General features: G+C 56.0%; 25 protein-coding genes and 4 pseudogenes. 16 read left to right on the top strand and 13 right to left on the bottom strand.

Going from position 1 to position 23,509, the window contains the following annotated elements:
* Positions 1 to 17 precede the first annotated feature (17 nt).
* The 3 genes from cas6 to BOW53_RS02205 all read left to right on the top strand — a co-directional run bounded on the left by cas6 (position 18) and on the right by BOW53_RS02205 (position 1,902).
* Complete coding sequence (cas6, locus tag BOW53_RS02195) at positions 18 to 677, top strand: type I-MYXAN CRISPR-associated protein Cas6/Cmx6 (protein ID WP_078485892.1); 660 nt, start codon at positions 18 to 20, stop codon at positions 675 to 677.
* A gap of 153 nt (positions 678 to 830) precedes the next feature.
* Positions 831 to 1,175, top strand: coding sequence for a TusE/DsrC/DsvC family sulfur relay protein (locus BOW53_RS02200; protein WP_078485893.1), 345 nt, complete (start codon positions 831 to 833; stop codon positions 1,173 to 1,175).
* A gap of 199 nt (positions 1,176 to 1,374) precedes the next feature.
* The gene (locus BOW53_RS02205) at positions 1,375 to 1,902 is read left to right on the top strand and encodes a hypothetical protein (RefSeq protein ID WP_078485894.1); all 528 of its coding nucleotides are present in this window, start codon (positions 1,375 to 1,377) and stop codon (positions 1,900 to 1,902) included.
* A 213-nt stretch (positions 1,903 to 2,115) separates the two neighbouring features.
* Here the strand turns inward: BOW53_RS02205 and BOW53_RS02210 are convergent, their stop codons facing one another.
* The 3 genes from BOW53_RS02210 to BOW53_RS02220 all read right to left on the bottom strand — a co-directional run bounded on the left by BOW53_RS02210 (position 2,116) and on the right by BOW53_RS02220 (position 3,848).
* Positions 2,116 to 2,445 (bottom strand): hypothetical protein, encoded by a 330-nt coding sequence (locus BOW53_RS02210; RefSeq protein WP_078485895.1) that lies wholly within the window; start codon positions 2,443 to 2,445, stop codon positions 2,116 to 2,118.
* 293 nt (positions 2,446 to 2,738) lie between these two features.
* Entirely contained in the window at positions 2,739 to 3,410 is a 672-nt protein-coding gene (locus BOW53_RS02215) for a Fe2+-dependent dioxygenase (RefSeq protein WP_078485896.1), read from the bottom strand.
* A gap of 54 nt (positions 3,411 to 3,464) precedes the next feature.
* Positions 3,465 to 3,848: a hypothetical protein gene (locus BOW53_RS02220; RefSeq protein WP_078485897.1), complete on the bottom strand. Its 384-nt coding sequence runs from the start codon at positions 3,846 to 3,848 to the stop codon at positions 3,465 to 3,467.
* 68 nt (positions 3,849 to 3,916) lie between these two features.
* On the opposite strand from BOW53_RS02220, the gene BOW53_RS02225 reads away from it, so the two are divergent.
* Complete coding sequence (locus tag BOW53_RS02225) at positions 3,917 to 4,273, top strand: hypothetical protein (RefSeq protein ID WP_135606964.1); 357 nt, start codon at positions 3,917 to 3,919, stop codon at positions 4,271 to 4,273.
* A 9-nt stretch (positions 4,274 to 4,282) separates the two neighbouring features.
* Here the strand turns inward: BOW53_RS02225 and BOW53_RS02230 are convergent.
* Positions 4,283 to 5,357: pseudogene (locus BOW53_RS02230) on the bottom strand (Sfum_1244 family protein).
* Between the two features lie 98 nt (positions 5,358 to 5,455).
* Between BOW53_RS02230 and BOW53_RS02235 the strand changes: the two are divergent.
* From BOW53_RS02235 to soxZ, 7 genes and pseudogenes are all read left to right on the top strand, one after another.
* The gene (locus tag BOW53_RS02235) at positions 5,456 to 6,010 is read left to right on the top strand and encodes a hypothetical protein (protein ID WP_078485899.1); all 555 of its coding nucleotides are present in this window, start codon (positions 5,456 to 5,458) and stop codon (positions 6,008 to 6,010) included.
* A 229-nt stretch (positions 6,011 to 6,239) separates the two neighbouring features.
* Positions 6,240 to 6,926, top strand: coding sequence for a type I restriction-modification system subunit M N-terminal domain-containing protein (locus tag BOW53_RS02240; protein ID WP_342748392.1), 687 nt, complete (start codon positions 6,240 to 6,242; stop codon positions 6,924 to 6,926).
* Between the two features lie 25 nt (positions 6,927 to 6,951).
* Positions 6,952 to 7,471 (top strand): annotated as a pseudogene (locus BOW53_RS02245) (ATPase); the annotation flags it as partial.
* 25 nt (positions 7,472 to 7,496) lie between these two features.
* A pseudogene (locus BOW53_RS02250) lies at positions 7,497 to 8,711 on the top strand (vWA domain-containing protein).
* 60 nt (positions 8,712 to 8,771) lie between these two features.
* Positions 8,772 to 10,265 (top strand): M48 family metalloprotease, encoded by a 1,494-nt coding sequence (locus tag BOW53_RS02255; RefSeq protein ID WP_078485900.1) that lies wholly within the window; start codon positions 8,772 to 8,774, stop codon positions 10,263 to 10,265.
* 386 nt (positions 10,266 to 10,651) lie between these two features.
* Positions 10,652 to 11,128 (top strand): thiosulfate oxidation carrier protein SoxY, encoded by a 477-nt coding sequence (gene soxY / locus BOW53_RS02260; RefSeq protein ID WP_172838734.1) that lies wholly within the window; start codon positions 10,652 to 10,654, stop codon positions 11,126 to 11,128.
* Positions 11,129 to 11,183: 55 nt separating this feature from the next.
* On the top strand, positions 11,184 to 11,501 hold the full coding sequence (soxZ, locus tag BOW53_RS02265) for a thiosulfate oxidation carrier complex protein SoxZ (protein WP_078485902.1): 318 nt from the start codon (positions 11,184 to 11,186) through the stop codon (positions 11,499 to 11,501).
* Positions 11,502 to 11,578: 77 nt separating this feature from the next.
* On the opposite strand, the gene BOW53_RS02270 is transcribed toward soxZ, so the two are convergent.
* From BOW53_RS02270 to BOW53_RS02280, 3 genes are all read right to left on the bottom strand, one after another.
* A complete protein-coding gene (locus tag BOW53_RS02270) occupies positions 11,579 to 12,679 on the bottom strand; it encodes a prolipoprotein diacylglyceryl transferase (RefSeq protein WP_078485903.1) in 1,101 nt (366 codons plus the stop codon).
* Between the two features lie 4 nt (positions 12,680 to 12,683).
* Positions 12,684 to 14,540, bottom strand: coding sequence for a VWA domain-containing protein (locus BOW53_RS02275; RefSeq protein ID WP_078485904.1), 1,857 nt, complete (start codon positions 14,538 to 14,540; stop codon positions 12,684 to 12,686).
* A 109-nt stretch (positions 14,541 to 14,649) separates the two neighbouring features.
* Positions 14,650 to 15,555 (bottom strand): lysophospholipid acyltransferase family protein, encoded by a 906-nt coding sequence (locus BOW53_RS02280; RefSeq protein ID WP_078485905.1) that lies wholly within the window; start codon positions 15,553 to 15,555, stop codon positions 14,650 to 14,652.
* A gap of 112 nt (positions 15,556 to 15,667) precedes the next feature.
* On the opposite strand from BOW53_RS02280, the gene BOW53_RS02285 reads away from it, so the two are divergent.
* The 3 genes from BOW53_RS02285 (at position 15,668) to BOW53_RS02295 (ending at position 17,015) form a co-directional block, all read left to right on the top strand.
* Positions 15,668 to 16,096, top strand: coding sequence for a rhodanese-like domain-containing protein (locus BOW53_RS02285; RefSeq protein ID WP_078485906.1), 429 nt, complete (start codon positions 15,668 to 15,670; stop codon positions 16,094 to 16,096).
* Positions 16,097 to 16,338: 242 nt separating this feature from the next.
* A complete protein-coding gene (locus BOW53_RS02290) occupies positions 16,339 to 16,581 on the top strand; it encodes an RT0821/Lpp0805 family surface protein (protein WP_078485907.1) in 243 nt (80 codons plus the stop codon).
* 14 nt (positions 16,582 to 16,595) lie between these two features.
* The gene (locus BOW53_RS02295; RefSeq protein ID WP_078485908.1) at positions 16,596 to 17,015 is read left to right on the top strand and encodes a YybH family protein; all 420 of its coding nucleotides are present in this window, start codon (positions 16,596 to 16,598) and stop codon (positions 17,013 to 17,015) included.
* Between the two features lie 43 nt (positions 17,016 to 17,058).
* Here BOW53_RS02295 and BOW53_RS02300 read toward each other — a convergent pair whose 3' ends face one another.
* A complete protein-coding gene (locus BOW53_RS02300; protein WP_245831969.1) occupies positions 17,059 to 18,462 on the bottom strand; it encodes a DNA recombination protein RmuC in 1,404 nt (467 codons plus the stop codon).
* A 206-nt stretch (positions 18,463 to 18,668) separates the two neighbouring features.
* On the opposite strand from BOW53_RS02300, the gene mtaB reads away from it, so the two are divergent.
* Together mtaB and BOW53_RS02310 are read left to right on the top strand one after the other, a co-directional pair.
* Positions 18,669 to 19,964 carry a tRNA (N(6)-L-threonylcarbamoyladenosine(37)-C(2))-methylthiotransferase MtaB gene (mtaB, locus tag BOW53_RS02305; protein WP_078485909.1) on the top strand — a complete coding sequence of 432 codons (1,296 nt, stop codon included), beginning with the start codon at positions 18,669 to 18,671 and terminating at the stop codon, positions 19,962 to 19,964.
* Positions 19,961 to 20,680 (top strand): phosphatase PAP2 family protein, encoded by a 720-nt coding sequence (locus tag BOW53_RS02310; RefSeq protein ID WP_078485910.1) that lies wholly within the window; start codon positions 19,961 to 19,963, stop codon positions 20,678 to 20,680. Before mtaB ends, BOW53_RS02310 begins: the two co-directional genes overlap by 4 nt.
* A gap of 76 nt (positions 20,681 to 20,756) precedes the next feature.
* Here the strand turns inward: BOW53_RS02310 and BOW53_RS02315 are convergent, their stop codons facing one another.
* The 5 genes and pseudogenes from BOW53_RS02315 to xthA form a co-directional block, all read right to left on the bottom strand.
* On the bottom strand, positions 20,757 to 21,083 hold the full coding sequence (locus BOW53_RS02315; RefSeq protein WP_078485911.1) for a bacteriohemerythrin: 327 nt from the start codon (positions 21,081 to 21,083) through the stop codon (positions 20,757 to 20,759).
* Positions 21,053 to 21,220: a hypothetical protein gene (locus BOW53_RS12670; protein ID WP_172838733.1), complete on the bottom strand. Its 168-nt coding sequence runs from the start codon at positions 21,218 to 21,220 to the stop codon at positions 21,053 to 21,055. The genes BOW53_RS02315 and BOW53_RS12670 overlap by 31 nt, the downstream gene beginning before the upstream one ends.
* A gap of 175 nt (positions 21,221 to 21,395) precedes the next feature.
* A pseudogene (locus BOW53_RS02320) lies at positions 21,396 to 22,123 on the bottom strand (Mut7-C RNAse domain-containing protein).
* Between the two features lie 8 nt (positions 22,124 to 22,131).
* Positions 22,132 to 22,500 (bottom strand): hypothetical protein, encoded by a 369-nt coding sequence (locus BOW53_RS02325; protein WP_078485912.1) that lies wholly within the window; start codon positions 22,498 to 22,500, stop codon positions 22,132 to 22,134.
* Positions 22,501 to 22,516: 16 nt separating this feature from the next.
* Entirely contained in the window at positions 22,517 to 23,335 is an 819-nt protein-coding gene (gene xthA / locus BOW53_RS02330; protein ID WP_078485913.1) for an exodeoxyribonuclease III, read from the bottom strand.
* Between the last annotated feature and the right edge of the window lie 174 nt (positions 23,336 to 23,509).

The following is a 23,509-nucleotide window of genomic DNA, read 5'->3' on the forward strand; positions in this document are numbered from 1 at the left end:
ACATAGAGGCAACCAAGATGTACTGGCAGGAAGAGAGCAACGAAGAACAGTTTGTTGTGCCGGAAGATGTGGTTGATCTGGCATTCAGAATCGACTGCCCCACCCTCCCCGTGGACCACGCCTGGGCGCTTTCCGAAGCGATCGGTGCGGAGCTTCCCTGGTTCAGCGAAGAGGCCCAGACCGGGCTGCACATCGTCCACGTCGCCGACACCGGCAACGGCTGGGAGCGCCCCACCGACGCAGACGACCTGCTCTACCTTTCAAGGCGCACCCCGTTGGTGCTGCGCCTGCCCCGACACCGCACCCAGGACGCCCACGATCTGTGCGGCAAGACCCTGAGTATCGACGGCCACAGTATGAAGGTGGGCAATCCCAAGCAACGCCCCCTTGCCATGACCGATATTCTCTACTCCCGCTACATAGTCTGCGATCCCAACTGGAGCGAAGACGACTTCATGGCCTGGGCGGTAGAAGAACTCAAGGGCATGCGCCTGAAATTCAAGAAGATACTCTGTGGCAAGGGCTTTGAGCTGAAACATCCTGACGGGCCGATCCAGACCCGCAGCCTGATGGTAGCCAACCTCTCTTACGAGGATGCCGTCTACCTGCAGGAGGAAGGGCTCGGCCCCCACCGGGAGATGGGCTGTGGACTTTTCATTCCCCAGAAGAGTTTTTAATCACGGGTTATAAAAATCCAGGTTTGAAATTATCTGGGCTCGCTTTAATATATTAGGTTTTGCTAACTTTGATTATCAGGGCTGCCGCCCAAGCCAACAAAATCAGGCGGTGCATGAAGACCCTGCTGCATTAAGTTCGAGAAGGAGAAAACAATGTCCTATGAAGTAAACGATAACACCCTTGAAACCACCGCCAACGGCTACCTGGTAAACCAGGAAGACTGGAGTGAAGATGTCGCAGCGGCCATCGCTGAAGCCGAAGGTATCACCCTGTCTGACAAGGCCTGGGATATCATCAACTTCCTGCGCGACGAGTACTTCAACAACGGCGGCAACCAGCCCAACGAGCGCAACATGGTCAAGCACTTCAAGGGTGTGTGGACCGACCTGGACAAGGTCGACACCAAGGCACTCTACGTGCACTTCCCCATGGGACCCGCCAAGCAGGCCAGTAAGGTTGCCGGTCTGCCCGAGACCAAGCGTAAGGGCGGCTACTAAGCACCCGCTCAAAAAAGCACAAAAAAAGGGGCTCGGCCCCTTTTTTGTTACATTTCATACACATATCGACGATTAAAACTAAATAGTCCATACTTGATGTGGTAAATCACGAACAGCAAGAATTGCACATACGCGACTGGAATGGCCAACATGTAGAAGATGGAATTTCTCCCTATTCAGATAATTAGGGGAAATAACCATGACCCGTTTTGGTGAAGACGAACACCGCACACCGGCACAACTGGTTGTGCTTGAGGGCTACGAGGAACCCATTGGTTACCAAAGACTGGTCCTTTACCAGGAAAACACGGAAGGAAAATTCGTCAGCACCCGCAGCCGTTTCAGTGCACTGGTGATTGACGACATCGAATCCCTGGGAGACGTCATCAGAATCGTCACCCCCGCCCCCTATCACCACAGCCTCGTCTTCGAGAGTCCGGCAGTAGTCAACAAGAACGACCGGCGCCGGGACCCCAGCAGCATCTATGCAGTACTTCGCAAGCATATCGACCGCAGCAGCAAGACTGTAACCCTCGCCCTGCCCCATACAAACCGGCACAGAGGGGAACTTGAACTGCGGCAGGTACGCTTTAAATCCCACGTATCAACAGTGAAGAAGTCCCTGGTCTTTTCCCGCTGGATGGAAGCGGTGAACCTTCAGGCCAGGAGCCACAATGAGCATGAAAAACGAGAGGCAGCGACCAGGCCTCGGCTTGCGGCGTTCTAGAACATCAAGCCGTCTAATTCAGGCTTTAACTGACGCAGCAAGGACTGCGCTCCGATCTCGCCAAATAGATCATTTGTCTGCCTTCATGCGGGAGAAGTCATAGGTGGTGTCAACGCCAATCGCTTAAATCAGGACTTAGTCCGCCATTGATCCGCCACAGGATCCCTGCAGTGATGACGCTCCCAAACAGGGGACGATACAAGAGCCGGGGATTTAACCCTCGCCCTCTTCCTCTTCTTCCATCTCGATGCCTTCGACCACGCGACCAATAAAGTCGTGCATCACGAGATCCTTGCCGAACTTGCCCTTGTTGCGGCTCATACCCTCTTCCAGGGTCATGGGCTCGAAGGCGTAGTGAAGGGGCTCATCCTCTTCAATCTGATCTTCCATGATGTAGATCTCGACCTCATTTTCAAACCAATCTTCCATGGTGAACTTTTTAGGTTCATCCAACTTGGTCAGAATGACCTCTCGAATGTCCATGTCCAGGGTGAATTTATCACCGGTTTTCAGTTCAGAGATGACGATGATTCCGTCTTCCATCTGTTTTTCCTCATCATGATAAGACGCATTTATGAGGGCGCCAAAAATATTCTATTTAATTGAAACAGGTCCAATTAAAGCCAAAAATGTTCGCATATAGTACAGACTGGACTCTCAATTGACGACCCATTTACTGCAATCGGGTCCGTATATCCGAACAGTCAAATAGCTGCTTGGGCACACTGGCGTTTCGACAGTAATGACCTGCACCATGTATTCAGCCGGGACGACCAGGGAATCAGAAGCCCGCTGGACCGGTTTGAGGCAATGCAGCTTTTATCTGCGCTCATGCTTCAGACGTCTGCCCACATGCGCATCAGGTTGGCGAATGACTTGTCCACCAGTTCAGAGGCCTCCTCTTCGGGCCGCTCCTTCAGCAGGGTGTTTCGCGCCTTGTTGAGTTCGAACAGCAGTTCGCGTTTTGCAGGATCGCGTACATGGCTCTGCATCCAGAACAGGGCCACCAGGCGTTCACCTGACGTGACAGGCGCAACATAGTGAAGGCTGGACGAGGGATAGACCACCGCTCCGCCTGCAGGCATCTTCACCTTCTTGGTACCGAAGGAGGTACGCACCACCAACTCACCCCCCTCGTATGCTTCAGGATCACGAAGGAAGACGGTCATGGAAACGTCGGTGCGAAACTTCTGGCCGCTGCCCATGATGGGATCGTCCACGTGATCACCGTAAGTCATGCCGGGTTGGTAACGGGCGAAGATAGGGTCGGCCATTTTTGCGGGCAGGGCCGCCGCCTTGAAGTCTTCGTTGTGGGAGAGGCTGGCCATCAGGATGCGCACCAGCAGATCCTGCTTTTGGGGTTCCTTTTTCAGCTCTTCGTTGTTCTTAACCCGCTGCGCGGCCATGCCCGCGGTGAGCTTGCCGTCGACGAATTCCGCATCGAACAGGATCTCGTCGATCTTCTTGAGCTGGGCCTCGTTCAGCAGGCCGGGGATTTCCAACATCATGATAAATACCACTCCAAATGAATCTAGGGCCTGTTAACAGGCCCTGATGAACAGCTATTCAGCCGCCTTCTGCAACAACGCCTTCAGACTCTCCTCGTCAATGGGATAGCCCAGCGCACCAAACACATTATAACGGGCCTGCACCTTCTCCAGCCTGTCTCGGTGATTCTTGTCGATAAAGACGATCACCTTGGCATCCGGTGCATAGCGCTGCAAGGTGGCCATCAGTGACTCCAGATTACTCATGCGGTCCCGCAGTTCGGGATCGAAATGAAACTCGCTCACCACCACAGCCGGCTTGTTCTTCTTGAGCCATGACTGGGCCTTTCGGATGGCATGCAACTTCCCCGGCTGGTAGCCCAGGCTGCGGAAAAGCGGGGCAAAATCGGGATACCCGCCCATCTCGACGATGGACAAAATTATTTTTTGATCGGTCATACGTTATCTCAATTTCCACTTATTCAGTGGCATTGCTTCTCGTAAAAATACGGTAGAATTCACCTACTGTGACAACATCAAACCGTTTTCTACCCAAGGCAGCTGCAATGGAACTGAACATCATCATCGATGACTACTCGATGAATCTCAATGTCCCCGACGATTATATCGCTTCTTCGGAAGCGTCCTTTGCGCGATTGGATGCCGGTATGGACGAAGGAATACAGCTGGGCCAGGAGTGGGTGGCCGAACCGAATGCGCTTCAACGCTGCCAGGCAGCTGCCAACAGGCTCCTCAGCGCCCTGGAGAGCCACAATGAAGGACTGGCCATGCTAAGCGCAGGCTATATCCTGAACCGGCGTGAAGGAACCCAGCGGGTGGTAATCGATAACAACGGCGATCCGTCCCGGACGACCTTCGAATAGAACGCCCCCCTACAGCTGGTTTTCGGCGGCAAGCTTGGCTACCGCTGACGCTGCACCTTTGCCCTGCCCGGCATGCAGTGCCAGGATCTGCTCAGCCAGTTCCGCCCAGTGTGTTCTCCCTCTCTCTGCCAGGTATCGGACAGGAGAAAAATCACCCGTCTCGTCCCATGCCTTGTAGGCTGCTTTCAATCCCGGAAAGATCTCCTTGCGCATTCCTCCCAGGTTGCCCATGTAGAAATGGACTGATGAGGGCCGACCGAGGCTCTCCAGTGCTGGCAGCGTCGAGATGCAGTCCGCCAGGTGGTCCCGGACAGCACGGGCGATGAGTTGCGCCGGGGTATAGTCGAAGTCCGCCAGCATCTCCTGCAACTTGTCATCCAGCAGTTTGCCCGCCTCGCACTCACCCTTTTCGTGAAGTATCGCCAACTCGATCTCATGATCTGTCATGGCATCCAGTGCGCGGTCCGTATCGTTTTCGAAGTCGTAGCAGGAGAAGGCCCGGCCAAGGGCGCTGTCGGGTCGGCTCCAGCGCCAGCTCTCCAATTTCTCCCAGAGCATGCGCCGCAGGGACTCACGGCGGATGAACATGGTCTTGCCGACGCTCATAGCTGGAGGCGATGCGAGATCCCGGGCCAGCTCCCGGCCGGATATCAACACCGAGAAGCCGTCCAGTTGCTCATGATGCTCAAGCTCCGCCAGGAAAAAATGCGGCCTTCCGGAGTGACCAAAGCCACCACTGTAGACCAGCCCCTGGTCGACAAGGAGAGCGTTGATCGAAAGGATCGAAGCGATCTCCTGCAAAGTCCAGGGGACGAAAATCCTCATCCTCCAGTCCTTCCCACAGGGCTTCACGCTCCTCAAGCCACTGGGATACCTCGTCCTTGTCCAAAGAGGCGGAAAAGCCGAAGCCCTTCTCCCAGCGGAAATACTCCCGCATCCGCATCAGGTAGGTGCAGAGGCCGTACTCGGTGCCATGACGGGAATCGGAGATGTGGCAGTTGTGCTGCACACCGCTCATCAGGGGGGCCAGGTTGTGCTCTCTCATACTCGTCATGAAAGAATTATAACCGTTCAATCCCATCATTTTTCCTAGTAAAACAGTATGGTATTAACGGTAGCATGACTGTAAGATTAGCAAAACCCCGCTTCAAGCAGGTTAAGCAGTAATTAGGAGACTATTTCGTGGCGGTACGTATCAAAAGCCAATGGCACAACGATGACTCGGCGCGCTCCCTGGAGGAGATCGGCGGCGCCATCGCTTTCAACGGCTGGAAGCTGGCCGTGGACAAAGCCATCACCCTCCATGGTGAACATTTCATCTACGACAGTGACCAGCAACGCATGGACGTAATCGCGGAATACCTCATCTACCAGGCCCAGATCGTGGACCGTATCGCCAGCGACATGCTCAACGACGAAGAACGGCAGACCCTGATCACCGCCCTGGTGCTGAAGATGGCTGACCACATGGCGGACAATGCAACGGAGCTCCTGACCAGCGAAGACCCGCGCTCAGACTTCATTCAGCGTTTCAACCAGCGGGCCGGAGAGTATGCCGAACTCGGCTTCACCGACGAGGGCCCGAGCTATCCCTTCATGCGCCACCTGGGCTTCGAGATCCAGCAGGTGATGGGCGAGAGCCAGGAGAACCGCTGGGTGATCGACCAGGTGATGGACAAGGACGGCCCCGAGACCTACAAACAGCTGAAGCGGATCACCCGTAACCTCTTCATGTAAACAGCAAAACAATTATTCCAAGTTCCAAGGTAGTTTGTTTAATGCGCCCAGCACAGTTAATGACGGTCCTCGACCGTGAGTTCACCAGTACCGCCGAGGGCCACTACACCCCCGTAAAGGTGTGATATATTAAACCATATTATCTTGCTTTACGATTTTCTGACTAACATTTTTGTTTTAAGTTATGATTTCCTAAATTATTAAAATATAACGACAAATAGGGAATTGGATGACCAATTTTGGTGAGCACGTCAGCTTTATCTGGTCTATCGCAGAAATTCTGCGTGGAAACTTCAAGCAATCGGAATACGGTAGGGTAGTGCTTCCCTTTACAGTCCTTCGTCGCTTGGATTGTGTACTGGAACAACTTAATAAGCTGCCTGAAAACGTGGATCACGAGATGCATGAAACTATGCTGAACATGGCAGCAGGCCAAAACTTCCACAATACCAGCCCCTTTACCTTTGAAAAGTTGTTGGATGACCCTGACAATATTGCAGCTAATCTGAATAACCTGATCAATGGTTTTAGTGATGATGCCCGCGAAATATTTATAGAACGTTTCAATTTGCCTGAGCAGGTCACAAGGCTGGATAAGGACAACCTGCTGTATATGGTCGTCAGTCGTTTCGCACAGGCTGATCTACACCCTGATAAAGTTAACAATCTTCAAATGGGTTACATCTTTGAAGAACTTATCCGCCGCTTTTCAGAACAAAGCAATGAAACAGCTGGTGAACATTTTACCCCGCGTGAAGTTATCCGCCTTATGGTCAACTTGTTGTTTCAGGAAGACACAGACGCATTAGGTTATTTGAAGTACAATACGCTTTTGATTTTTCAAGTTGTCGTGAAAGTGAATTTCCCTTCACTTGTTCGGGTCTTGAAAACCGAATATAGCTGTATGCTTTCGTAGTCAATGTTTTCTAACCTTATGTTTTATCGATGAACGCATCATCGGTTTCCTGCGCTTCCGTCCTGAACTGTTGTTCGATTTTGATCCCGCCCACAACCCAGTGGCCTTTCCCTCCCCCCGCTCATGGGAGTTCCCCACCGTGGACTGCATAAGTTCACCGGGCACCCCAGCTGCTCCAGGGCACCCTGCAGGCCTGCGTGGGACCGGCAGCCGGTATCGAGCTGCACGCCTTCGTCAACAGCCTCGACCAGATGCCCGACCTGGACGCCATCGTCGCCGGTGAAGAGACCGCGGTCCCCGAAGAGATCGACCTGCAGTATGCCGTGGCCGCCGCCCTGGTGGGCCGCGCCGTGCGCTCCGAGGGCGACGCCAACCGCAACGAGATCCTGGGCAATATCCTCGACTACGCCGGCTTCTTCCCCCACCGTGAGATGGGCGTGATGCTTGTCTCCGACATGCACCGGGCCATCGGCAACGCGGTATTTGAAGTACCCCAGTTCAGCAACTGGGCCCAGGCGATCTCCGACGTGATGCTGCTCGAGTAGGCATGGATCTAAAGTAGAAAACAAGCTGGCAGCGGCCCGCACCAAGCTGATCCTGGACAAGCCCTTTCTGGGCGCCCTGGTACTGCGCCTGCCGATGGAAGCGGCGGACCCCGAGTGGTGCAAAACCACGGCCACCGATGCCCGCAAGTTCTACTACAACGCCGAGTTTATCGAAGCCCTGAGCCTCGACGAGACCCAGTTCATGCTGGCCCACGACGCCCTGCACTGCGCCCTGTCCCACTTCGCACGACGCCAGCACCGTAAAAAAAAACACCTCTGAGACCTAGCCTGCGACTACGCCGTCAATCCCCTGCTGGTGGACGAGGGCCTGAAGGCGCCGCCGGGCGCCCTGATCATGGAGGCCTACCGCGGCATGACAGCCGAGGAGATCTATCCCTGGCTCGAGGACGACGAGACCAAGGAGACCCTCGACACCCACGCCTACGACAAGGATAACCAGGAGGGCAGCGGCTCCGGCAAGACGGAGAAGGACCTCAGCAAGTCCCCGCCTCCCCCGTGCAAACCCCAGGACGAGCCCGCAGAAACTGCCCAGAAGCAGCCCAGCGAAGGTGAGAACGGTGCAGGCGAGCCGGAGCCCCTGACTCCCGACGAACAGGAAACCCTCTCTTTCCCGTGGCAGCAGCGCATGGCCGGTGCCGCACAGCAGGCGATGCAGGCGGGAAAAATGGGCGGTTCCCTGGCGCGCATGATCGACCACCTGCTGCAGCCACAACTGCCCTGGCGCATGCTGCTGGCCCACTATCTCACACCCTCCGCCCGAGACGACTACAGCTACATGCGCCCATCCAGACGCGAAGGCGAGTTCATATTGCCCAGCCTTCGCAGCCACCAGGTGGATATCGTGGTGGCACTGGATACCAGCGGTTCGATCAAGGAGCAGGAGTTCAGCGAGTTCCTGGCAGAGATCAACGCCCTCAAGGGGCAGGTCCGTGCAAGGGTCACCCTGCTGGCCTGCGATGCGGCACTCTCAGAAAACGGCCCCTGGGTATTCGAACCCTGGGAAGAGTTCACCCTGCCTGAATCATTCAAGGGCGGTGGCGGCACCAGCTTCAAGCCGGTCTTTGAATGGGTGGACAGTGCAGGATTCCGTCCCGAGTCCCTGGTATATTTCACCGATGCGGAGGGTGAGTTCCCCGAGACTCCCCCTGGCTATCCGGTGATCTGGCTGGTCAAGGGCAAACAGGAGGTTCCCTGGGGACAGCGCATCCAGCTTAACTAGGGCCTGTTAACAGACCCTTAGACGGAACTAAACCGTAACCACCGGGTCTTCTTAACCACGATGCACAACCACAATACATTAAGAAGAGGTTCACACCGACGGCTGGTTGCCCTGATCTGTACACTTTTTTTCTACGCCAGCATCCTGTCCCCGACACATGCCCACGAGCAGACCCTGCCTGAAATCGGCGCCCCCTCCGGCAGTGTTCTGACCCCTTCCGAAGAGCAGAAACTGGGGCAGGCTTTCATGCGCAGCATCCGCAAGACCATGGATCTGCTGGATGACCCCCTGGCAAACAGCTATATCCAATCCCTGGGCAATCGGCTTGCGCAGCAGACCGGCTCTACAGCAGGCAGTTACAACTTCTTCATTGTCGACAATCCCCAGGTCAATGCCTTTGCCGGCCCGGCAGGCAATATCGGGGTCTATACCGGGCTGATCACCACCACCGAATCGGAAAGTGAACTCGCTTCGGTGATGGCGCACGAAATCGCCCATGTAAGCCAGAATCACCTGGTACGAACCTATGACGCGGTCAGCCGTATGAGCGTGCCTGCCGCAGCCATGATCCTGGCTGCCATCGTGATTGGTGCAGCCGCCAACAATCCGGATGCAGCTGTCGCAGCAGCAACCGGAATCCAGGCCGGCATGGTACAACGCCAGATCAACTTTACCCGCAACCACGAAGAGGAAGCCGACAATATCGGGATACAGATCCTGGCTGCGGCGGATTTCGACCCCCGCTCGATGCCTGTGTTCTTCGACCGTATGGGGCAGGCAACGCGGCTATATGACACGGGGCAATTGCCGGAGTTTCTGCGCACTCATCCAGTCACCAGCAATCGCATTGCCGATGCCCACGGCAGGGCCGACCAATACCGCTACAGGCAGCGCCCGGACAGCCTTGAATATCACCTGCTGCGCGCGCAGTTGAAAGCAAGCGAATTCACCCAGGATAAAAATGCCGTTCAGTTCTTCGGAAGCTCGCTGCGGGATGGACGCTACCGAAACGAAGAGGGCCAGCGCTACGGTTACATGCTGTCACTGATAGCTGCCAGGGAGATGGACCGAGCCCGTGAGCAGCTCAACATACTGCTGAAACAGCGGCCCCAGCAGATTCACTACATTGTTGCCGACGCCCTGCTGCTCAAGAAAACCGGCCAGCCTGACCAGGGCATAGCTGCATTGATAGACGGGCTGACCCTGTATCCCGGCAACTACCCCCTGACCATCTACCTTGCGCAATCACTGCTGGAAGCAGGTCGACCTGCCGAAGCGATTCCGGTCCTGGAAAAGCAGGTGGCTGGCCATCCTGACGACAGCTCCCTCTACAAGCTTCTCGCCCAGGCAGCCGGGGACAGTGGCGATACAACACTGGGGCGCCAGTACCTCGCCGAATACCACTACCATTCCGGCAATCTCGAACCGGCGATGCAGCAACTTCAACTGGCCCTGAGTGACAGGAAACTGGATTACTACCGCAGTGCAAAAATGGCAGCGCGATTGAAACTGATCCGCCAGGAACTGGCCGATCTCAAAAAGCGCGGGAAATAGTGCTTCGGGAGGCTAAAAACCACAATCATCGTACTCGTTTTACACTTTGCCAATATCATCGGTTCAGGTATGCTTAAGGGTTATTAGGGTTTAAAAACGCATTAGCGTCAGCAACAAGACGGCACCGATTCCAGAAGGGCAACCTCCTGGGACAGGCGATAAAAGCAATGCCGCAACAGGCTGGATCCCTAACTGAAGGAGGCAGTAGAAGTTACGCAACCGGATGTCCGGCAAATCCGCCAGCAAAACATCCGCTCCCGTCTCGGTTACCGCCTTGCATTTTTAAGAGACGCCAGGATCTCCCGTGGAACTTCCTGGCAATTAATCACTCTTAAATAATGGTTTTTTAAATTCGATTTCCTCGTAATAGGAGAGACAAGATGGAAATGAACATGAAACGCCGAATCTTTGTAAAAGGTTCCGTCGCAGCCGGTGCGCTGGGCGTGGCAGTCGGTGCCGGCCTGCTAACTCCTAAAGCAGTACTCGCCGCCTGGCCTAAAGAGGCCTTCGAAGCCAAAAAGGTTGCAGACGCATTGTCCGCACTCTACGGTACCGGTGATACCACAGAGAGCGGCGACATCAAGATCAAGGCACCCGATATCGCGGAAAACGGTGCGGTAGTACCGATCACCGTAACCGTATCCACCGACATGGCAGGTGTGGAGTCCATCTCCATCATCGCAGCCAACAATCCCGCACCCCTGGTCGCCAGCTTCAACATGGGCGAAGGCGCAATGGGTTTTGTCTCCACCCGAATCAAAATGGGTAAGACCGGTGATGTCATCGCTGTCGTCAAATCAGGCGGCAAGCTGCAGAGCAACCGTAAAGAAGTCAAGGTCACCATCGGTGGCTGCGGTGGCTAAGGCCTGGCGCCTCAGCTGACATACACCAAAGACAACAGAATTCGAGGTAACAGACATGGCTAAGAAATCCATCAAGATCCGCGCTAAGGAAAAAGGTGGCGTGGTGACCGTGAAGTCACTTATGACCCACCCCATGCAGATCGGCGGTCAGAAGGACAAGAAAACCGGCAAACCCATCCCCGCACACTTCATCCAGGAAGTGAACTGCGAGGCCAATGGTAAAAACGTGATGTCCGCACTGTTCAGCGGCGGCGTGTCCAAGAACCCCTATCTCTCCTTCAAGTTCTCTGGCGCCAAGAAAGGCGACATGATGAAGCTGAGCTGGGTGGACAACCAGGGCAACACCGACTCTGCTGAAGCCAAGATCGGCTAACAGCTGCAGCCCTGAAAAAAACCGCGCTCCTATCCGGGAGCGCGGTTTTTTCTTGCCTGAAAGAACGGGAGTGAGTATTACTTTTCCTGCTTTTCCTCCTCGTCCAGGTCGATCACTTCATCTTCGTCCAGATCGATTACCTCATCCTCTTCCGATTGTTCGAGATCTTCGCCCAACTCGAGGCCCTCCGGCTCATCAACCTCATCTGAAACAGGCGCCTCTGACGCCGCAACCTCTTCCTCCACAGGCGGTTCCACTGCGGGCGTCTCAACAGCAGGAGCAGGCTCTTCTTCCTGAACAGCCGCATCTTCTGTGGTTACCTCTATCTCGGCAACCTCTTCGCCCTGGCTCTCGAGTATGTCCTGTTCCACCTCATCCCAATCGACTTCATCCAGCTCACCCACTTCCTTGATCTCTTCATCCTCTACCAGGAGATCCAGTTCCGGTTCGGAAACTGCCTCGCTTGGAGGCGCTATCTCCTCTTCAGCGATTGCCACCTCGACGGCTTCGGGCTCAACGGACGCTTCCTCCATACCCGCTGCAGACCGAGCGGCTTCCTGCTGGGCCGCCTCAGCCTGGAACATCTTGAGCATCTTCTCCTTGTCGAGGTCGGCTCCCGTACCACCGCCATACATCGAGGCGTACTCGTTGAGCATACGGCTCATGGTATCCATGGTGATTCTCAACTCTTCCGAGAGACGTGCATTCTCCTCGCGCAACACCTTCAGTTCGTCACTCTCGTCTACTTCGATTTCCTGCACCCGCGCCGTCTGGGACTCTTTGTGCACTACGGTTACGCCAGCCTCGGGAATGGCCAGGTCCCGGTAAGGGGCGACCGAACTCTCAAAGTCCACCGCGAAGTTCTCAAAGGCGTCGGCATCCCGGTTCAGGTAGGCATTGATTATGGTCTGGTAGAGAAACTTCTCGGCATGGTCGATCATCACCGTTGACGACTCCAACGGCTCATCCGTTATTCCGTACTTCTCATTCAGAATCTCACGGGTCTCACCCTTGCGGCGCTCCTCGTCACTCTTTATTCGTTCAATGAGCTTGCGCGCGGCATCACGATCCCGGCGCTTCTTCAGTATGCTCAAAACCACCATTACCACCATGCCGACGGTGGTCACGAACAACAGTTCGCCCATAAACAGTAACAGCAGCGGATGCACTTCAATCATCGACTCATTCCTCTGCCTTCTCCGCCGGCTCTTCACTCTCTTCAACCGAGGTCTCGGCTGCCGCGATCTCGGCGGTTTTATCATCCACCAGCTTCACCTGGTTCCGGGCTTTCGCCCTGCGCATCAGCCAAAAGGCAATTCCACCGCCGATGATCAACACCAGGTTGACGCTGCCGAACACCCAGCCTGTCAGCGCCCAGACATCCATCCCTTCCTCAACGGGCTCTTCCGGCTCCGGTTCAGGCGCTGGCTCGGGTTCAGGTTCCGGTTCAGGTGGTGGAGGCGGTGCCACACCCTCGATCTCAACCGGCCGCAGGGCCAGTTCCAGTGCGTTGCCTGATTGCGTCATACCCGAGAAGTTCACCTTCAGCGACCAATTTCCCTCAAGGCTGGTCCGGTCCACCCAGGTCTCCAGGCTCACGCCATCCATACCGGGCAGCAGCATAACGGGCCGCTCCTGTCCCTCTGCGGAGATCAGCATACCGCTCACGCTGACCGACTCCATATCCATGACCTCGGCCATGGGGATGACCTTTACCAACACCCCGGGCTTGCCTACCTGTTCCTGGTCCGTGCTTTCCAGGGAGAGCGGGGCGGTCAACTCAACAAACTGCCTGCGTTCGCGCTGAAAGGTCTTGCCCTCGGCCGTCACGATCACCTCGACCTTCCCCGACGCCATGCCTTCACCCACAGAGAGAGTGAAGATGCCATCCACGGCCGTCTCGTCCGCATCCTTGCCGTCATCAAATACGGGGCGGGGCTCGCCTACCCCTTCTGCATCAATATGCTCTCCCTTGAGATCCAGCACGCTCAGGAACTCACCTTCAGTGATCGTCTTGCCCTTGTCGGTGAATTGGATCTCCATGGGCACTGTCTCACCCTGCACCAGTCGGTTGGGCAGATCGGTGGTATTCATCTTCAGGTTGGTGACCACCATAACCCGGTTGTCGGGATCTACAGCAGCCTGGATCTTCCAGGTGCCTATCTTGGGTTTGGTAATGGTCAGTAGATCGTACCCCTCGTCCCGGTGCCAATTGACCGTATTCGGGGCACTTTCCGAATTGAACGACGCCCCCTCGGGGTCGACAATGGTGGTGGGGTTGGCATCTTCATCCCGGAACACCAGCAACGTCACCTCCTCCACGCTGTCGTCAACCAGGAACTGGTTCTCCTTCAGCGGCAGGGTGTCGGGACAACCTACCTTTTCGAACATGCGCAGGAAGATGCGCTGGAGCTGCTCCGCATCGTCCACCTGCTCGTACCAGCCACCACTCTCGGCGGCCATGGCGCGCATCAGCTCATGGTCTGCATTTTCGGAGAGGGCGATGGTGTGAATCTTGGCATCATGCCCACTGATGACCGGCAGTAGCTTCTGCAACACGCGATTGCGGGATTCGGTGTTCTTTTTGGCGTCCTTGGAGATGTCCATCATGCCGTCGGTAAGCAGAATGAGGTGGCGCTGGTATTTCTCGCTTGCCCCCTTCCAGTCGGCAGTGGAACGCTTCAGCGCCTCTTCAACATTGGTGAACAGCCCCCGGGAGTGTATCTCCGAGGCGCCCTTGCGCGCCCTGGCCTTCCACGCCGTATCCACTTTGCCAAGTGGAACCTGCATATTGACGTACTGACCGAAGGTCCACACACCGGCCCTCGAGTCCTCCGGCAGCAAGCCCACCAACAGCCTGAGCGCCGGCCGTCGCAGGTTGCGTGGGTCGTTTTTCTTCATGCTCCCCGAGACATCGATAAGCACCCGCACATCCGGACTATCAATTTCCTGGGGGGCGGCAACGGCGGAAGAGCCGAGCAACATACATACTGCCAGCACAAAAGCCTGAAGCATGGTGTGCCTGATTGTTTTTATCATCCGTTTGTATCCAGACGTATCCCTACAGTCCTTAACGACACTTTATAGAAAAGACTTTAGCTTTTTTTAATATCAGACTACCACAAAGGAGATCACCTGCCCGATACACTCACCTGGAAGAGCGGGCATAGAGCCTGGAAGGACGGCCATGCTGGGTACGAAAGCGCTTATAGCTCCACAGGTATTGTGAAAGATTACGACAAATGCACTGTTCCAACCCTTTGTTCAACGCCGTCGCTGCAACCAGGGGATCATCATCAACCATACCTTCCGGCGCGGGGAGCCAGTGCATACGGAACCCGCGCCCCCAGGGCAGCCGTTCTGCAAACCAGAACAAGACGGGCGCCCCGCTCTTCCTGGCAAGCCGGTTGATCAGCACCATGGTGGAAGCCAAGTTGCCGAAAAATGGCGCCTCGACACCACCCTGCTTACCCGTCACGGAGGGCTCCTGGTCACAGAACACCAGGATCGCTTCATGGCGTGAGAGCGCCGAGTAGAGTGCCTTTACCCCCTTGGTGGTGGTCGGGACCAGTTCAGACCCGGAACTGCTGCGTCCCTGGGTCATCATACTCTCCACGGCATGCAATTTGGGTGGCTTATAGAGTGCTGTATTCTGGATGAAAGTGGACAGGTAATGCGGCCCAAGCTCCCAGTTGCCCAAGTGCGGCCCGGCGACGATCAACCCCTTCTGTTGAGCCAGCGCTTCATCCAAAATGGCCTGTGAACCCTCGGCCAGCTCAATCTTCTCGATCCAGCGCGCAGGGTCGCCACTCCACATGGCGGGCATCTCCACCAGTGTCCTGGCATTTTCCACCAGGCTCTGGCGCAGCAACAGCCGTCGCTCACCATCGGTGAGTTCAGGCAGGCAGAGGGCGATATTTATTTGTGCCGCTTTCTTCTGCTCATTGGAGAAAAGATAACTGACCCACCCCATCAAGCCGCCAATCATCTGGGCAACCGAGAGCGGCAGCTTGGCAAGCAGCTCCAGGGTATAAATAATTAACTTGTCTCTCATAAAAACTGTTTATATAATTTTCAAGAACTACATTATACCGGGCGAAGCAAAAAATAACGGATATAAAAACAACTCCGCCGGTGATTACCGCCAAAAGGCGAGGAGTACAGACATGACAGACCAGGAACCCGTTGGGTTGTCACCCAAGCAGGCTTGGCAACTGATACAGGACGACCCTCGAGCCGTGCTCGTGGACATCCGTTCAAGCATGGAATACCTCTTCGTCGGTCATGCCAAGGGGTCGGTGCACGTACCCTGGATCGACGAACCGGACTGGACAGTCAACCCCCATTTCGTAACCGACATCAGGAAACTGCTGCTGGGTGGCGCCGTCTGCACGGTGGACGAAGGTTGCGCACCAGTCATACTTATCTGCCGCTCAGGCAAGCGCTCCCTGGAAGCCGGAAAAGCCCTTCTGGATGCTGATTTCAACCGCGTATTCCATGTCGATGAAGGATTCGAAGGGGATCTCGACGATGATCATCACCGCAGTTCCATGAATGGCTGGCGGTTTCACGGCCTGCCCTGGAAGCAGTGCTGAGAACAGGTCTAAATCCCAGGCAACATGCCGAACTGCTGGCCGATTGTAGTTCACAATCCACCGTGCAGCTGACACAATATTCAGTTAAATGGATTTGCCAGGAGTTGCCGATGGCCAAGAGAATACTTATCGCCGGCCTGCTTACCCTCAGCATGGCCTTCACCACGGGTTGCTAAACCACCAACAATCGCGACACCGGTGCTATCATCGGGGGTATCGCCGGCGGTTCCATCGGCCAGAGCATGGATGAGGATGACCGCTACCGCGCCAATGAGGCCATGGAATCCTCGCCGTCACACGAAACCACGAGCTGGAGAAATCCAGACACCGGCAACTACTACGAAGTCACCCCCACCCGCACCTACGACAGCTCAACAGGGCCTTGCCGCGACTACACGACCGAAGCAATCATCGACGGCAGGCGTGAAACCATACACGGCACCGCCTGTAGGCACGTGGACGGCAACTGGGTGGCAGAAAATTAAAAATCGAGAGAATAATGACAGCATACGAAACCCCCGAAGACGCTGAAGACGCCTACTACGACGCCATCGACGAGAGTGACCTGGAGAAGATGATGTCGGTCTGGTCCGATGCGTCCCAGACTGTCTGCCTGCTGCCGATGCAACCGATGCAACACGGCAAACAGGCCATACGCGGAATGTGGCAAGCGATGCTCAACCCCAGCATGCGGGTCGATATCACCGTGAACCATCTTCAGTGGAGCAACTTTGGAGAGATCGCCATTCACGTGGTGGAGGAATCGGTACTGGTCCCCGCCATGGGGGAGCGCCAACCCCCGATCTACGCAACCAACATCTTCCACAAGGTAGATGACGGATGGCGGATGCTGATGCACCTCAACTCCCCTGCGCCGCCACCGGAGGGGATGATGCCGCCAGGCATGCCCGGCCAGTAAAGCTCAATGGAGTCCAGGCTTGTGCAAATGCACGAGCCTGGACTTATTCTTTCGTCCCAACCTCGAGCCCTGGCAGCTCTTCCAGTTCCACTTTCTCGATCTGGCCAAAGCGGTCACTGATCTTGCGCGCGGAGACATTCACATCTTCCACATCCTTGTGCGCCTGCTTAATATGGCGCGACAGCCTGTCCATGCGGTCCTGGAAACGTCCGAAGTCTTTTGAAAGCAGGTTGAGATGCTGCTGGATCACGTGCACCTGTTCACGGGTAGCGGCATCTTTCAGCACTGCCCTGGCAGTGGTGAGTATCGCCATCATGGTGGTTGGGGATACCAGCCAGACTCTTCCCTGGTGAGCCTCCTCCACCAGTTCCGGATAGTGGCCATGGATCTCGGCGAAGATCGACTCGGAGGGGATGAACATCACCGCACCGTCGGAGGTCTCGCCGGGAATGATGTATTTACCTGCTATGTCGTTTATGTGCTTGCGGATATCCTGTCGAAACTGGCTGCCCGCCCTGACACGTTCAGTATCGGGCAGTTGTGTATCGGTCAGTCGCTGATAGCTCTCCAGGGGAAACTTGGCATCGATGGCCACGTTACCGGTAGGCTCGGGGAGAAACAGCATGCAGTCGGCGCGCATACCGTTGCTGAGGGTATGCTGGAGTGAGAAACCCTGCTCCGGCATCAGGTTGCGAATCAGGGCGTTGAGCTGCACCTCGCCAAAAGCACCCCGCGAGCGTTTGTCAGCCAGCACCTCCTGCAGGCTCACCACGTTGGAGGAGAGTTCAGTGATGCGTTTCTGTGCCTCGTCTATCCGACCCAGGTGCTCAAGCACCCTACTGAAGGTCTCGGTGGTCTTCTCGAAACCCTCGCTAAGGCGACGATCCACCTGGCCGCTGATCTCCTGCAGGCGCTGGTCGGTACGCTCTGTCAGTCCGTCCATGCGCTTGCCCACGGCCTCGGCGTTCAGAGTGAGTCCCTCGGCAAGCTGACGGGCGATGCCCTCGAAACCTTTTCCCAGGGCCTCCTGTTGGGCTACCCGGCTCTCACCGAGACTCTGGCCCAGGCCGTTGTGCAGCCCGTCGAAACGGCTAATGAGATCAGCCTTTAAACTGCCCGCATCATCGGAGAGATGCTTCTGCATCTCGCCGAAACGCCGCTCCAGGGCCTGGTAGAGCTTCGAGATCTGCAGCAGCAGCTTTCGTTGAAGCTCGTGGGTACCCTCCTTGCGCTGCTCCCGGGCCACGGCAAACTCGTGAAGCAGCAGCCGCTCCTGCTCCCGCAACAGGCCTTCGATCCGATCCCTGGCAGCGGCCTCCCCTTCCCGCTCCATCTCCAGGAGCCGGATGATCCGTGACTGGCGCAGCCACAACCCGCCGGCTGCCAGCAGTACAAGTGCAAGCAGCGCAAGCATCAATAGCTCATATGGATTATCTGTAAGCGACATACCACTCCATACCGAAACCGGACATATTAAATACAGCCTAACATATTGATTTCTCTTATCAAAACATATCCAGAGGCTCAAAACACGAGCCCCGAATGATTGCATGGGAACTATTGCGCTTGCATCTACTCCACACAGACGTACACTTCCCTGTTTCATATCCATTACACACAGTTTGCAGTTACCAGACAGCACACCTTCCGGCCATGCGCATACACCTGAAAACCCTCGGCTGCCGACTCAACGAAGCGGAGCTGGAAACTTGGTCCCGGAAATTCCAGGGACTGGGGCACCAAATCACCCGCGACCTGGCCCGGGCCGAGCTTGTGGTGGTGAATACCTGCGCGGTCACCGGTGAGGCGGTCAAAAAATCCCGCAAACTGCTGCACAAGGCACACCGCGAAAACCCGAAAGCGAAACTGGTGGTCAGTGGCTGCTACGCCTCGCTGGATCCCACCGAGACGGCCCAATCCCAGGGTGTCGACCTGGTGGTGAACAACACCGAAAAGGATCGGCTGGTGGAGATCGCCACCGAGAAGCTGCACTTCCACGCAATGCCCGAACAGGCCACCATACCCGGCGAGAACAGCCTCCTTGCCCGGGGTCGCCAGCGTGCCTTCATCAAGGTGCAGGACGGCTGTCGCTACCAGTGTACCTTCTGCATCGTCACCGCGGCCCGGGGCGAGGAGCGCAGCCGCCCCATTGCCGAGGTTGTCGAGGAGATCAACACCCTGCACAGCGAGGGTATCCAGGAGGCGGTGCTGACCGGTGTCCACCTGGGAGGATACGGGAGCGACAGCGGCAGCGGCCTGACTGAACTGATCAATGCGATTCTGGACGGTACCGAGATACCCCGGCTGCGCCTGGGTGCAGTGGAGCCCTGGGATCTGCCCGAAGCGTTCTGGGAACTGTTCGACAACCCGCGGCTGATGCCCCACATGCACCTGCCCCTGCAGAGCGGTGCGGATACCGTATTGCGCCGCATGGCAAGGCGCTGCAAGGCCGCAGAGTTCGAATCCCTGGTCGCCAATGCCCGGGAGCGCATCCCCGATTTCAACATCACCACCGACATCATCGTCGGTTTCCCGGGCGAGACCGGGGAGGAGTGGCAGCAGACCCTGGACTTCGTGGAGAAGATCGGTTTCGGCCACCTGCACATCTTTGCCTATTCCCATCGCCCAGGCACCCGCGCTGCCACACTGGACCTGCCGGTAGCCCGGGAGACCATCCGGCAGCGCAGCAATGAACTCCACGCCCTGGGAGAACGCCTCAAGCGGGAACTGCTTGAAGCCTATGTTGGACGCAGCTTTCCGGTGCTGATCGAAGGCACAGGTGGTGACCCCGACCATGCCATGGGCTACACGCCCAACTTCCTGCGCGTCCAGATCACCGATACACACGCTGCACAGCTGGAGAACACCATTCAGCAGGTGAAACTCCACGCCCTGGCACCCAACGGCGAGTGGCTGCAGGGAACCATAGAAAAGGAGCCGGCCTCTTGAACGACACCCCCGCCTGGAACACCAATGCACTGATCCTCTGCACCCTGTTGCCTGTGCTGCTGATGGGCAGTTGGTTGCTGGAGCCTACCCACAGCCTGTGGCAGGCACTGGACGAAAAGGTATTCTGGGCCATGAACAACAGCCTGGCAGACAACAAGAGCTGGCAGGCGACCTGGGCAGTTGCCAACAATCGCATGTTCGACCTGGTGGCCGCGCTCTCCATGGTACTGCTGTTCGGTCACTATGCCCTGTTCAGAGACCGCCAGAACCTCAGGCACTATATTGCGATAGGAATGGTACTGGTCTGTGCACTGTTCGTGGCCGCACTGATCGGCACACAGCTGATTCCCATCGAGCGCCCCAGTGCCACCGCGCAGTTCCCGGAGGCACTGCGACTGTCGGAACTGGCCCCCTGGATAAAAACCAAGGATTACTCCAGTGACAGCTTTCCCGGCGACCACGGCGTGGTGCTGATGATGTGCGCCGGCTTCCTGGTGTGGCACCTCCCACGCAGCTACGGCATCGCCGCCTGCATTTTTGCGGTGCTGTTCACGCTACCCCGCCTGATGAGCGGCGCCCACTGGCTGACCGACGAAATCGTGGGTGCAGTGGCGGTGGATACCCTGGTCATGGGCTGGTTCTTTGCCACTCCCCTGCAGGACAAACTGCTGACCTGGTTCGAAAAGCTGCTGGGGCTTTTCGGAAAGCGGGGTTAACCACCACACCCCTGATATAAAAAAACCGCCGAAGATTTCTTCGGCGGTTTTTTCTAAATGACAGAATGACCCGGCATCAGGACAGCGGGTGCATCAGTCGATCTATGGCCTTGCTGATCATCCCCTTTTCCGGCTTCGTTGGGACGACACCGACATAGGCGAAATCCTCTTTCTGGATATGCTCTACCAGCCACACTTTCAGTTCATCCAACAGCCTCTCGGCAATATCCTCACCGGCATCGAGATCCTGCTGGTATTTTTTGATCTTGCGGGTGAACGTCTCGTGGATGATCTTGTGCTGTGAGATCTGCTCATAACCGCACTGCTCCATCAGGCTCTCTTCGAAGGCGAAGTGGCCAATGGTGTAATCAGTCAGTTGCTCCATGACATCGACAACGGACATCTCATCCTTGCGCCCGATTGCCTGATACTGCGCCCGATTGCCTGATACAGGGTATTGATGTAATCGACGATTCTGCGGTGTTGGTGGTCGATCACGTCGACGCCCATGTTGTAGGCATCATCCCACTCAAAAAACATAAGCCCCCTCCTGAGAAAACTCTCTAAAAAAACAGAATGGTGAATATCGGCAACCTATTGACGAGTTCTTTTAATTTTTACTTCCAACAAGCCCTGCAGCTGATTCCACCATTAAGTCTGACCCAATGCAAACCAGCACAAATCCCCTTTTTTGTTTGATGTCTTTTGCAATAAATCAGCCACAGAGCTGGGATATCCACTGCTTCATCACTTGGTAGTGACTACCTTCCCAGTAGACATGATCACACTGACCACAACGCAGAAAGCGCTCCCTGATCTCCAGGACCCTTTGAGGGAGGTTGCCTAGTATTTCATTGGACTCCAGTTCATGCAGTTCGCCATTGCAGCGCATGCAACGGCAGAAAGGGGAGATCTTACCGCACAGATCCAGCCTGTTGATGAGATAGGCGAGCTGCTCCCGGGGTGAAAAAGCCCGAATATAACAGCCATGGGTAACTGCCCTGTGCATGAGCAGAGCGCGGTCGCGGCTCAGCAGGATACGCTGCTGCTCTGAGGAAAGACGTGCCACTGCCAATCGTTCCGGTACAGGGTATCGAAGCCGAGCATGCGCAAGTAGCCAGCCAGCTTGCCCAGGTGCGCATCAGCCAGAAATCTTACGGTGCGCAGCGGATAGCCCCTCAGGCGCAGCAGCGGCGTGACATCCAGGGACTCGAATACCGGGTAGACACTGATCCTGTCACCGTCGGGAGCCAATTGCTCCAGGTCCACCGACACACCGTTGAGCAACACCACCTCCACTTCCGTATGAGGTACACCGAATGTTTCGATCAAGTGCCTTACCGTGGCCGACTCGTTGAATTCAAGCCGGCGATCTTGTTTGCGGACCGGCCTGGGCAGGAAATCGTTCAGCTCTTCATAGAAGCGAAGGGTGGCAACAGCCATGATTGAATTCAGCGGTAGCCGGCTGCCTCCAACTCCGCCAACAGAAAGCGAAGCTCATCGGCAAACTCGTTGATGCCACCTTCGGGGCTGCCGAGACGCCCCCTCTCCATGCGGTAACGAAGCGCTGCAATGAAAGTATCCTCCGGCTCCCACTGCCCCTCGAATCCGTCCACAGAGTCGTGACTGGCATTTACCTCGAACAGTGCGCCCGCCCTTCGCATCAAAACGAAAGCCTCACCGCAGTATGCGTCCCGGGCATAGGAGGCGAGCAGCACCTCCGCCCCATGCAGGTCGTGATCAGCTATGCCAAATGCCTGTTTGAGTTCGGCTAAACCGCCCTCATGCCAGTCGTTGAGAAAGAGTCCCTTTTTATCCATTCATTAACCCGCCGGGCTAATCGATATCAAAGTCGGCCCAGATTGGACAGTGGTCGGATGGCTTCTCCATCCCCCTTATATCGTAGGCTATTCCGGCATCTCTGCACACGCTATTGAGGGAATCGGTAGCCATTATCAGGTCAATCCGCAGCCCCCTTCTCGGTTCCCGATCAAACCCCCTGCTTCGGTAATCGAACCAGCTGAAACGGTCATCCACATCCGGATGGAGGGTACGGAAAGTGTCGCGCAGCCCCCAATCGCCCAGTGTTTGCAACCACTCCCGCTCCTCGGGTAGGAAGCTGCACTTGCCGGTCTTGAGCCAGCGCTTGGCATTGTCCGGGCCGATGCCGATATCACTGTCCAAGGGGGCAATGTTCATATCGCCTATCACCACCAGTTTCTCATCGGGCGTGAATTGGCTGCCCAGGTAATCCATGAGGTCAGCATAAAATTTACGCTTGGCAGGAAACTTCACCTCGTGGTCCCGGCTCTCCCCCTGGGGAAAATAGCCGTTGATCACCGTGATGCGCTCACCACCATCGGTTTCATAAACACCGCAGATCAGGCGTTTCTGGGCATCGTCACCGTCACCCGGAAAGCCCTTCTGTACCGAAAGCGGTTCACGCTTGGATAGCAACGCTACGCCATAGTGGGTTTTCTGCCCGAAATAGTGAGCCTTGTAGCCGAGTTCCTCGATCATCTCCAGGGGAAAATCGGGATCCTGGACCTTGGTCTCCTGAATACCGATGATGTCCGGGTCGTACTGCTTCTTGAGCGCCTGCAGTTGATGCTGACGGGTTCGGATACCGTTAGTATTGAAAGAGACGATCTTCATGCTTACCTTCTGTGGACTAGGATTATTGAAGAGCAAAGACTATCAAACCGCATTTTCCATCGCCATGGATAAAACACGGTAAGCGTCCGGGCGTTACAGCCTGTACAAGGAACGACCAACGCGGTAGATGTCCACCTCTTTTAACGTAAGTGGGCACCTGTCATGTGTCCACGA

The sequence above is a fragment of the Solemya velesiana gill symbiont genome (genome assembly GCF_002020805.1).
Lineage (GTDB): Bacteria > Pseudomonadota > Gammaproteobacteria > Chromatiales > Chromatiaceae > Sedimenticola_A.

Coding starts and splice junctions, on each gene's coding strand:
- BOW53_RS02315 (WP_078485911.1), bottom strand. CDS start 21,083: ATGTCCGTTGTCGATGTCATGGAGCAACTGACTGATTACACCATTGGC.
- BOW53_RS02220 (WP_078485897.1), bottom strand. CDS start 3,848: ATGACCGATCAAAAAATAATTTTGTCCATCGTCGAGATGGGCGGGTAT.
- BOW53_RS02295 (WP_078485908.1), top strand. CDS start 16,596: ATGACAGCATACGAAACCCCCGAAGACGCTGAAGACGCCTACTACGAC.
- BOW53_RS02285 (WP_078485906.1), top strand. CDS start 15,668: ATGACAGACCAGGAACCCGTTGGGTTGTCACCCAAGCAGGCTTGGCAA.
- BOW53_RS02300 (WP_245831969.1), bottom strand. CDS start 18,462: ATGTCGCTTACAGATAATCCATATGAGCTATTGATGCTTGCGCTGCTT.
- BOW53_RS02270 (WP_078485903.1), bottom strand. CDS start 12,679: ATGATTGAAGTGCATCCGCTGCTGTTACTGTTTATGGGCGAACTGTTG.
- BOW53_RS02200 (WP_078485893.1), top strand. CDS start 831: ATGTCCTATGAAGTAAACGATAACACCCTTGAAACCACCGCCAACGGC.
- BOW53_RS02210 (WP_078485895.1), bottom strand. CDS start 2,445: ATGGAAGACGGAATCATCGTCATCTCTGAACTGAAAACCGGTGATAAA.
- BOW53_RS02290 (WP_078485907.1), top strand. CDS start 16,339: ATGGATGAGGATGACCGCTACCGCGCCAATGAGGCCATGGAATCCTCG.
- BOW53_RS02275 (WP_078485904.1), bottom strand. CDS start 14,540: ATGATAAAAACAATCAGGCACACCATGCTTCAGGCTTTTGTGCTGGCA.
- BOW53_RS02240 (WP_342748392.1), top strand. CDS start 6,240: ATGACCAATTTTGGTGAGCACGTCAGCTTTATCTGGTCTATCGCAGAA.
- BOW53_RS02325 (WP_078485912.1), bottom strand. CDS start 22,500: ATGGATAAAAAGGGACTCTTTCTCAACGACTGGCATGAGGGCGGTTTA.
- mtaB (WP_078485909.1), top strand. CDS start 18,669: ATGCGCATACACCTGAAAACCCTCGGCTGCCGACTCAACGAAGCGGAG.
- BOW53_RS02205 (WP_078485894.1), top strand. CDS start 1,375: ATGACCCGTTTTGGTGAAGACGAACACCGCACACCGGCACAACTGGTT.
- BOW53_RS02255 (WP_078485900.1), top strand. CDS start 8,772: ATGCACAACCACAATACATTAAGAAGAGGTTCACACCGACGGCTGGTT.
- BOW53_RS12670 (WP_172838733.1), bottom strand. CDS start 21,220: ATGTTTTTTGAGTGGGATGATGCCTACAACATGGGCGTCGACGTGATC.
- xthA (WP_078485913.1), bottom strand. CDS start 23,335: ATGAAGATCGTCTCTTTCAATACTAACGGTATCCGAACCCGTCAGCAT.
- BOW53_RS02280 (WP_078485905.1), bottom strand. CDS start 15,555: ATGAGAGACAAGTTAATTATTTATACCCTGGAGCTGCTTGCCAAGCTG.
- cas6 (WP_078485892.1), top strand. CDS start 18: ATGTACTGGCAGGAAGAGAGCAACGAAGAACAGTTTGTTGTGCCGGAA.
- soxY (WP_172838734.1), top strand. CDS start 10,652: ATGAACATGAAACGCCGAATCTTTGTAAAAGGTTCCGTCGCAGCCGGT.
- soxZ (WP_078485902.1), top strand. CDS start 11,184: ATGGCTAAGAAATCCATCAAGATCCGCGCTAAGGAAAAAGGTGGCGTG.
- BOW53_RS02215 (WP_078485896.1), bottom strand. CDS start 3,410: ATGATGTTGGAAATCCCCGGCCTGCTGAACGAGGCCCAGCTCAAGAAG.